The organism is Sphingomonas segetis (assembly GCF_009720245.1).
In the GTDB taxonomy this organism is placed as follows: Bacteria; Pseudomonadota; Alphaproteobacteria; order Sphingomonadales; family Sphingomonadaceae; genus Sphingomicrobium; species Sphingomicrobium segetis.
Genome location: NZ_WJSQ01000263.1, coordinates 1 through 1,920, shown reverse-complemented (window position 1 = coordinate 1,920; position 1,920 = coordinate 1). Strand labels below are relative to the sequence as shown.

Below are 1,920 nucleotides of genomic sequence, written 5' to 3'. Positions count from 1 at the left end.
CTGCGCGGCAGGGCGATCGAGTTCGCCGGGGTGGCGGTCATCGCCGTCTCGCTGGCGGGCGCCTGCCTTGCGATGATCGAGCAGGCGTTCGCGCGGCCGCTTGCTATGGTCTCGGCGGCGCTGGCGCCCTAAGGATCAGGCGGCGCGGGTCTCGCGCCAGGCGGCGAGATCCTCGCTGCTGCCGATGCGCTCGCCGTCGACGAGGACCTGCGGCGTGGTGTCGACGCCCAATTCGTCTTCGAAGGCGTCGACCTCGTCCCGCGACGTCAGCAACCCCTCTTCGAACCAATGTCGGCATCCTCGAGCATCTGCATTGCCCGCAGCCCGTAGCGACCTTCATGCTGCGCTGATTGCCCTTTCGAGGCAAGGCGCAGCAATGCCGGAGTGGGACTGCGCTCCGGCCGACGTCAGCATTGTCAAACGGGCTGCGCTCCCGTTCCGAGCCCGCGTTCTCAAACCGTGCCGGAACACTGCTCGCGCCACTGTCCGCTTGCTGGCAGCGGGAGGCATCCGGTGCCGGTCGATCAGGCAAGCGCAGGTCGGCGCGGCCGGCCAAAGAGGAGAGAGAGCGGCAGGACGGGTGAGCGACGGGCGCGGAAAGGCCGTGCCGGCTCTCATCCGGAGACGGTTCATGATCAAGACCATCCCACTCAACAAGCTTGTCGCCTCACCGGCCAACGTCCGCCGCGCAAGCGATGCGCAGGCGGATCTCGAGCTCAGGGCCGACATCGAGGCCCGCGGACTTCTTCAGAATCTCGTCGTCACCGCCGTGACCAGGCCGCGCGGCTGCTTCGCGGTGGAGGCGGGCGAGCGCCGCCGCCGAGCGCTCCAAAGTCTCGCCGACGAGGGCAGGCTCCCGCCGGACCATGCGGTCTGCTGCCTCGTCATCGACAGGGCTTCAGCCCAGGAGACCAGCCTCGCCGAGAACTTCCAGCGGCTCGCCATGAACCCCGCCGACGAATGTCTCGCCTTCAGGCAGCTCGTCGAGCAGGGCTCCGACGCGGAAGGGATCGCTCGCCGCTTCGGTCTGACGGTGCGCTTCGTCGAAGGCCGGCTTCGGCTCGCCGGGCTCGCTCCGGTCGTGTTCGAGGCGCTGGGCTCGGGCGAGATCGGCCTCGATATCGCCAAGGCCTATGCCGCGACACCCGACCGCGAGCGGCAGGCCTATGTCTTCGAGCAGGTGGGGCGTTCCTATGCCGCCAGCCATCCGGACAGCATCCGCCGAATGATGACCCAGGCAACGATCGGCGCTGCGGATCGCCGCGCGCGCTTCGTCGGCGAACAGGCCTATCTCGCGGCCGGCGGCCGGATCGAGCGCGACCTCTTCTCGGACGAGGAGAACGCGCGCTGGCTCGACGTCGCTCTGGTCGAGCGGCTTGCCTGCGAGAAGATGGAAGCGATGGCGGCCGAGACCGCGGCCGAGCAGGGTCTGGCCTTCGTCCGGCCGACGCTCGACAGCTGGATCGGCTATTCGGCGACCGAGGGCCTGCGCCGGGTGCCGCTCGAGCCGCCGCCTCTGACCGATGCGGAGTCGGCGCGAGTCGAGGAGCTCGAGGCTAAGATCGAGGATCTGGCCGAGGCGCTCGAGGAGGAGACGGACGCGCCTGCCCGGGCCGAGGCCGAGGCCCGGGTCCGAGCGCTCGGCGATGCGCTCGATGCGATCGTCAACAAGCCGCCCGCCATCGACGAAGAATTGAAGGCCAGGGTCGGCGCCTTCCTGCTGCTCGACGGTGAGGGCCGGCCGAAACTCGACACGAGCTTCTATGCCCCGATCGCGGACGACGACGGCGCGGGGGGAGATGCGGACGACGATTCGGTGGCCTCGGCCGACGAGGCCCGCCCTTCGGCCGGCGCAGGCCTGTCGCGGCGCCTGGTCGACGAGCTCGCCATGCAGCGGCGCGACATTCTCGCCGCGCACGT

General features: G+C 69.7%; 2 protein-coding genes. One reads left to right on the top strand and one right to left on the bottom strand.

The features are described 5' to 3' along the window. Window positions 1–135 precede the first annotated feature (135 nt). On the bottom strand, window positions 136–273 hold the full coding sequence (locus tag GH737_RS15930; RefSeq protein ID WP_230558846.1) for a thioredoxin domain-containing protein: 138 nt from the start codon (window positions 271–273) through the stop codon (window positions 136–138). 358 nt (window positions 274–631) lie between these two features. On the opposite strand from GH737_RS15930, the gene GH737_RS14610 reads away from it, so the two are divergent. Next, the coding region (locus GH737_RS14610) for a ParB/RepB/Spo0J family partition protein (RefSeq protein WP_196233233.1) at window positions 632–1,920 on the top strand (1,289 nt) is incomplete at its 3' end.